A 5,800-nucleotide genomic window follows, 5' to 3' on the forward strand; every position below is an offset into this window, starting at 1 on the left:
GGACAGACATGTCCCGTCGCACGCCCGTGCAGGTGCCGGGCTTGACGGGCGTCGCGGCCTTTTCGGCAACGGATACAATTCGTTCGCCGTGAAGCAGGACGGCACCGTCTGGGCCTGGGGCTACAACGAATATTGGCAGCTCGGCGATGGCACAACCACGAACCGCCTCACGCCCGTGCAGGTGCAGGGATTGACGGGCGTCGCGGCCCTCGCGGGTGGCACCTTCCATTCGCTCGCCGTGAAGCAAGACGGCACCGCCTGGGCCTGGGGGAACAACGACCACGGCCAGCTCGGCGACGGGAACTACAATGACCGTTACTGGCCCTATCAAGTGCAGGGATTGACGGGCGTCGCAGCCCTCGCGGGTGGCACCTTCCATTCGCTCGCCTTGAAGCAAGATGGCACCGCCTGGGCCTGGGGCGCCAACAACTATGGCCAGCTCGGCGACGGGACAAGCATTTCCCGCCGCACGCCCGTGCAGGTGCCGGGCTTGACGGGCGTCGCGGCTCTAGTTGGTGGCGACCTCCATTCGCTCGCCGTGAAGCAGGATGGCACCGTCTGGGCCTGGGGATGGAACTACTTTGGCCAGCTCGGCGATGGAACAACCACCCAGCGCCGCACGCCCGTGCAGGTGCCGGGACTGAGTCTCTGACAGGCATTGGGCGCCTGCCTCACGCAGGCGCCCAGCAGCCGGTCCCGGTTCTGCGAGAAGGTGCCGGGCAGGGGACGGACCTCAAAGAACCCCACCCAGGCCCCCAGAGTCTGGGTTGACCGACACCCGCTTCTCCCTGACTCTCTTTTTCACGGGCTCCCTGTTGTGTAACGAAATGAACTTCGCCGGCATCCCCCTCCATGAATTTCATTGGGATGAAGCGTGCATGATGCAGGCAGCAGATTCCCTGCATCAATCTCCGCTCAGCGGACTCACCTCTGCGATTGGACGGTGCGTGCTCCTAAGGAGAGCCGCCATGCACCGGCAGCGCTGGCCCGAAGTCCCATGGAGGAGTGGGCTGGCATCCGTGCTCCGCGCGGCCGGAGTTCCTTGATTGGACTCTCGCCAGGCTGCTACGCAGGACGGAAAGCGCTGGACGTGTTCGCTTGCTCGAAGTGTGGAAACAGGAGATGCGCTCATCCAGCGCGCCTTCGCCGCCCTTTCAAAACGTCTCAAGGAAGGTCTTCATCTCGCGCAGCACCTCGTCATGGTTGGTGAGCCAGACGTAGTGCCGCGCGTGCTTGAGCTTGATGCCCTTCCAGTTCGGCATGCTCATCACGCTCAGCATTTCGGCGTCCCGCTGGAGCGCCCTGGCGCTCAGGGTCCTCAACTTCTCCTGCACGGGAAGGTCCATTTGGGAGAAGCCTGGGAGGTCCTCCGCCCGCCCGGACCGAGGCTGATCCACGTAGAGGAAGAGCACGGCCGCCGTCACGGCCGCGAAGTCCACCTTCGAGAAACCCTTCATCACCCGCGCCTCCGCGTGCGGCCACTTGCGGTCGCGCAGGTAGTGCCCGGTCTTCGGATCGAACTCGTTCGCCTCGTCGATCTCGTGCGCGGGGAACGCTCCTCCGACGTCACGCGCGACCGCGGCGGCGAGCGCGGCGCGTGAGGCCACGTCCTCGGGAGCGGGCTCGCTCGGAGGAGGCATGGGCAGGACCGAAAGGAACTCCGCCAGCAGGTCACCGTCGGTCCTCACGTCCAGGTAGACCACCTTCTCCACGCGCTCCGGGTGATGGGTTGCCACCCAGGTGAGCTCTGGTGACGCCTTCGCGATTCCCAGCCCCTCCAGCACCCGGACGACGTCCTCGCCCAGGGTGGCGGTGTCGTAGCCCTGCTCGGGCCAGCTCGACGAGCCAAACCCCCGGCGGGTGACGGCGTAGACGTGATGGGCCGCGGTGAACTCCGGCGCGAAGGTGTCGAACACGTGGCCCGTGTTGCCCAGGCCCGACAGGAAGACGAGCGCGGGTCCCTGGCCTCCGAAGTCGAGCAGCTCGAGCTCGACCCCCTCGGCCACCTTCACCCGCTTCACCTGATGCAACGCGCTGGAGTCGGCAGAAGCCGGGACCGGGACGGACTTCGTCGTCACACAGGCGAACAGCGGCAAGCAGAGGAGGAAGAGTTTTCGCATGGACTGACTCAACTACAGGAATGCGGAGACCACTGCGTGGTGCGCACCGACGAGAAGGGCCAGCACTTCTTGAAGGTGCCCCTGGGGAAGCTGAAGATGGAGCGGATGGTGCCGCTCGACGCACCGACGTACCAACTGGCGCAGGAGCTGCGGCAGGGCGGCCGGCCCGGAAGAACCTGGCTGCTGGAGTCGGCCCGAGGATGCAAGACACGGGCGATCCACTTCACTGCCAGATTGGCCGGTTAACGCGGGCCGCACCGCCGGAAGCCACCGCAGAACCACGAGGCCCACTTTTGCGGGCGGATTATCCGGTCAGTTTACATAACGCTTCTTATCAGACGTTTCGACCAGGGGTTCCCCAAGGATTCCAGGCGCTTCCCCGGACCACCCCAGGCCTCCATGGACGTCCCTGCAACCGGCCCAGCGGACCTCCCGGACCATCGAACACCCATTCGTTTACGTGTCGTCGGGGTCGTCGACGTGGTCCAGGTACGCCTGAAGCTGTGCTCGGTAAAGCGGCACCACCTCCGCCGCCATCGCGTCCTCAAGCACCTTCCGCGCCCCGGCCCTATCCCCGTTCTCCTTTAGCGAGTCCGACGCTCCGAAAGCGCGCCCGAGGCGAAATGAGCCCTCGCGCGTCCGTCGGTGGATCTCCCTCACGAGCGCGGCTGTAGCCGACGCGCTGACGAGGGCTGCATCGGCATCCGCATGGGACATCCCCACCTGTGGTGCCATCCTCCGCAGGAGCGCTGGCAGTTCAGGGTCGTCTTGCGGCAGCTCCACGCCGTTCGCGAGCGCGAGCCCCAGGTCAATCGCCTTCCGCCAGTCATCGGACGTCACTGCGCCACCCCAGGCCCACACATGTCGAACGGCCATTGCCGCTGCCCTTTGCAGCGTTCCATGCATGAGCCGCAAGGACCGCCCCAATGCGGCTTCTTCGTGGACTGGCACCGGGCATACATGTCGATGCAGTGTTGCCGCCAACCGTCGTCCGCGTCTTCATTGGCTGCCGTACTGGTGGCCTTCTCAAACTCGCGAGCGCCCTGCATCAACGTCGCGGCTTCGCTCTCGGTCATCCCGCACGCTTCTGGGAGCCGGAATTTCTTGAGGCAACACACGGTGCTCAGGTCGCCTGGTCGGCACGCGTCCGCCGCTTGCGCCAGGTAGTCGCCCGAGAAGTCGCGGCTTGTCTCATGTGCGACGGTTGAACATCCCGTGATGAAGGCCACCCAGAGCCCAGCCACCATCCAGCGAATCGCGTTCATTAAGCGAAACCTGATAACACACCGTCGACCAGCCACCTCCGGCCCACAGGCGCTGGAATTGGGTGCTTCCCGAGCCCGGTTCCGGAACGTACCTTGCCCGCCCATGCGCCTCTTCCGACGAACCGGACTCGCCGCGCTGTGCGGCCTCACCGCGGCCCTGCTGACGGGCTGTCCCGACAAGACGCCCCCAGGCCCCGTGGACGGCGGCGCCACCAGCGCCACGACGACCCCGGATGCGGCTCCCGAGGCCGTCGTTTTCACGCTCCAGTACCAGTCGCCCGACGCCGGCATGGCGCTCATCCCCCTGGCCCTGGAGGAAAAGCCGCTCGTGGAGCCCACCTCCGACCTGGAGCTGCGCAGCACCCTGGGACTCAAGAACTACCGCGTCCGGCTGATGGACGAAGCCGACCGGGCCATGGTGTCCGACGACTCCGTGTCCGAGGCCGATGACGGCCTCGTCTACCGCATCCACCTGCCGCAGCCGCTCAAGACTGGCTACTCGTACACCCTGGTCGTGGACTCCCAGACGGGCTCGGCGTTCCAGGACTCGCGAGGCCGCGACGTGGACGACCTCCGGGCCTCGTTCCAGATCATCGGCGACAAGGAGAAGCCCAAGCCGCCGCCCCCCGCCAAGGGCGGCAAGAAGAAGCGCAAGTAGCCGTCACTCCTGGGCTTCGGACTGCCCCGGCGCCTGATCCGGCAGCGGCTCGGGCGTGGCCGGCGCCGGGGTCGGCAGGTTCAGCGCCGTGCGGAGCTCCCGCAGCTTCGCCTGGATGAGCCGCATGTTCCCCGGGCCCATCCGCAGCAGGTGCTTCTGGGCCTTGCTCAGCCCCTCCAGCTCCGGCGACGCGTAGACGTACAGCGCGCCCTTGGGCAGCACCTCCACCGGCCCCTTCGGCACCGGCACCGCCAGCAGATGCTGGATGGCCCGGCCGAAGGCCGTCTCGAAGCCCTGAGCCGGCGGCGCGATCTCCCGGTACGCCTGGTCGATGAGCGGCTTCAGCTCCCGGTACACCATCGCCGCCCCGGACACGTCCAGCGAGCCCAGCACCCGGGCCACCAGGTCGTAGCGCGCGTAGCTCGCCGGCACGATCTCCGAGCGCCCATCCGCCCCGGCCGCGCCCACCTGGAACGCCCCCACGGGCGCCATGAACAACAGCGAGGCCCGGGGGCTCTCGCCGTCGGCGATGTTGCTCACGGACGCCGTGAACCGGCGCACCAGGTCGCGCTCCTGAAGCCACCGCGCCAGCTCCGGGTCCACCGACAGCTTGCCCGCCAGGTCGCGGGTCCGCCCGTCGCTCTCCGGCAACGACACCTCCGGAGCCTGCGCCACGCCTGCATCCACCTCCGCGGCCGCCGTGACCACCGGCGCCTGCTCGCTCTGGCGCCTCATGCCGAAATACGAAGCCGCCACGCCCACGACCATCAGCGCGATCAGGATGCCCAGCACCTTGCCTCGCGACGGCGCCTTGGGCGGCTCGGCCTCCGGCGGCGGTGGGACTCCTCCAGGACCTGGGTTCAGGAAGTTCGGATCGCTCATGGTGCCGGACCTTACAGACAGGCCTCGGAGCCATTCCACGCGGGCATGAACAAACCGGGCGGCAGGTGTTCACCGTGCACAGAGGACCTCGTCCGGCAGGCGCCAGAGCTGGCCGTCCTCGGACGACAGGATGAAGCCGCCGGGCAGCAGGTGCACGGACGTGACGGCCTCCGTGGGCAGCGGCAGCTCCCACGCGCACACGGGCCGCAGCGAGCCGGGGTCCAGTTGAAGCAGGTACCACTCCCCCGCCTCCAACAGGTCCTCCACCGCCACCAGCACCGCCCCCGCCGTCACCAGGCCGGTGTACCCCGTGGCCAGCGTGCCCTGCTCCGGCAGCAGGAACTCCGCCGCCATCCGGGCCTCCGGATACGTCCAGCGCCGCACCCAGGTGCCGCCCACGCCGATGAAGCCCGAGCCGTCCGGCAGGAAGCCCGCCGGATAGAACGGCGCATCCACCGACGCCAACGCCGCGCCGCGCTCGAGCCCCGCCGCGCCGCGCTCCACGAACGTGAGCCACGTGCCCTCCTGGCCCTGGCTCACCGCCACGCCCATCACCGGCAGGCTCGGGTGCGGCATCCATTCGTACAGCCCGTCCAGGTCGTCCTCGCCCACGGGCGGCATGGCGAGCTCGAGCCCGGCCTCCATCCCCGCGACGTCTGATAACGTTCGGGCATCCAGGACGTGCACGGACGCCCGCCCGTCCCGCGCGCCGCTCGTCCACAGGCCCTGGCCGGTGACGTCGAACCCCAGCGCCTGGGTCTGCCGCGTCCAGGCCCGCGCGGGTGTCTCCACCGGACCGCCGTCCGGCGACTGGCCCACCATCTCAATCCGCCCCGGTCCCAGCACCGCCGCGCCCCGCAGCGACGGATGCAGCG

General features: G+C 68.2%; 8 protein-coding genes. 3 read left to right on the forward strand and 5 right to left on the reverse strand.

Translation table 11 applies throughout. From position 1 onward, the window contains the following. Positions 1–652: RCC1 domain-containing protein (locus tag ACLEQD_RS35185; protein ID WP_410390128.1), on the forward strand; the 652-nt coding region annotated here is incomplete at its 5' end. Between the two features lie 502 nt (positions 653–1,154). Here the strand turns inward: ACLEQD_RS35185 and ACLEQD_RS35190 are convergent. Beyond that, positions 1,155–2,120: an alpha/beta fold hydrolase gene (locus ACLEQD_RS35190; RefSeq protein ID WP_410390130.1), complete on the reverse strand. Its 966-nt coding sequence runs from the start codon at positions 2,118–2,120 to the stop codon at positions 1,155–1,157. Between the two features lie 36 nt (positions 2,121–2,156). On the opposite strand from ACLEQD_RS35190, the gene ACLEQD_RS35195 reads away from it, so the two are divergent. Then, positions 2,157–2,366 carry a hypothetical protein gene (locus ACLEQD_RS35195; protein WP_410390132.1) on the forward strand — a complete coding sequence of 70 codons (210 nt, stop codon included), beginning with the start codon at positions 2,157–2,159 and terminating at the stop codon, positions 2,364–2,366. A 210-nt stretch (positions 2,367–2,576) separates the two neighbouring features. On the opposite strand, the gene ACLEQD_RS35200 is transcribed toward ACLEQD_RS35195, so the two are convergent. Together ACLEQD_RS35200 and ACLEQD_RS35205 are read right to left on the reverse strand one after the other, a co-directional pair. Continuing rightward, positions 2,577–2,960, reverse strand: a complete 384-nt coding sequence (locus tag ACLEQD_RS35200; RefSeq protein WP_410390134.1) for a DUSAM domain-containing protein — start codon at positions 2,958–2,960, stop codon at positions 2,577–2,579. Beyond that, positions 2,957–3,385, reverse strand: a complete 429-nt coding sequence (locus ACLEQD_RS35205) for a hypothetical protein (RefSeq protein ID WP_410390136.1) — start codon at positions 3,383–3,385, stop codon at positions 2,957–2,959. Before ACLEQD_RS35205 ends, ACLEQD_RS35200 begins: the two co-directional genes overlap by 4 nt. Before the next feature lie 103 nt (positions 3,386–3,488). Here ACLEQD_RS35205 and ACLEQD_RS35210 point away from each other — a divergent pair, with 103 nt between their 5' ends. Further along, positions 3,489–4,043: a hypothetical protein gene (locus ACLEQD_RS35210; protein WP_410390138.1), complete on the forward strand. Its 555-nt coding sequence runs from the start codon at positions 3,489–3,491 to the stop codon at positions 4,041–4,043. A gap of 3 nt (positions 4,044–4,046) precedes the next feature. On the opposite strand, the gene ACLEQD_RS35215 is transcribed toward ACLEQD_RS35210, so the two are convergent. Next, entirely contained in the window at positions 4,047–4,925 is an 879-nt protein-coding gene (locus ACLEQD_RS35215) for a DUF3014 domain-containing protein (RefSeq protein WP_410390140.1), read from the reverse strand. Positions 4,926–4,994: 69 nt separating this feature from the next. Beyond that, on the reverse strand, positions 4,995–5,570 hold the full coding sequence (locus ACLEQD_RS35220) for a hypothetical protein (RefSeq protein ID WP_410390142.1): 576 nt from the start codon (positions 5,568–5,570) through the stop codon (positions 4,995–4,997). Positions 5,571–5,800: the final 230 nt, after the last annotated feature.

The organism is Corallococcus sp. 4LFB (assembly GCF_046520365.1).
GTDB classification, from domain to species: Bacteria; Myxococcota; Myxococcia; order Myxococcales; family Myxococcaceae; genus Corallococcus; species Corallococcus caeni.

Coding starts and splice junctions, on each gene's coding strand:
- ACLEQD_RS35220 (WP_410390142.1), bottom strand. CDS start 5,570: ATGGAGGCCGGGCTCGAGCTCGCCATGCCGCCCGTGGGCGAGGACGAC.
- ACLEQD_RS35210 (WP_410390138.1), top strand. CDS start 3,489: ATGCGCCTCTTCCGACGAACCGGACTCGCCGCGCTGTGCGGCCTCACC.
- ACLEQD_RS35205 (WP_410390136.1), bottom strand. CDS start 3,385: ATGAACGCGATTCGCTGGATGGTGGCTGGGCTCTGGGTGGCCTTCATC.
- ACLEQD_RS35215 (WP_410390140.1), bottom strand. CDS start 4,925: ATGAGCGATCCGAACTTCCTGAACCCAGGTCCTGGAGGAGTCCCACCG.
- ACLEQD_RS35190 (WP_410390130.1), bottom strand. CDS start 2,120: ATGCGAAAACTCTTCCTCCTCTGCTTGCCGCTGTTCGCCTGTGTGACG.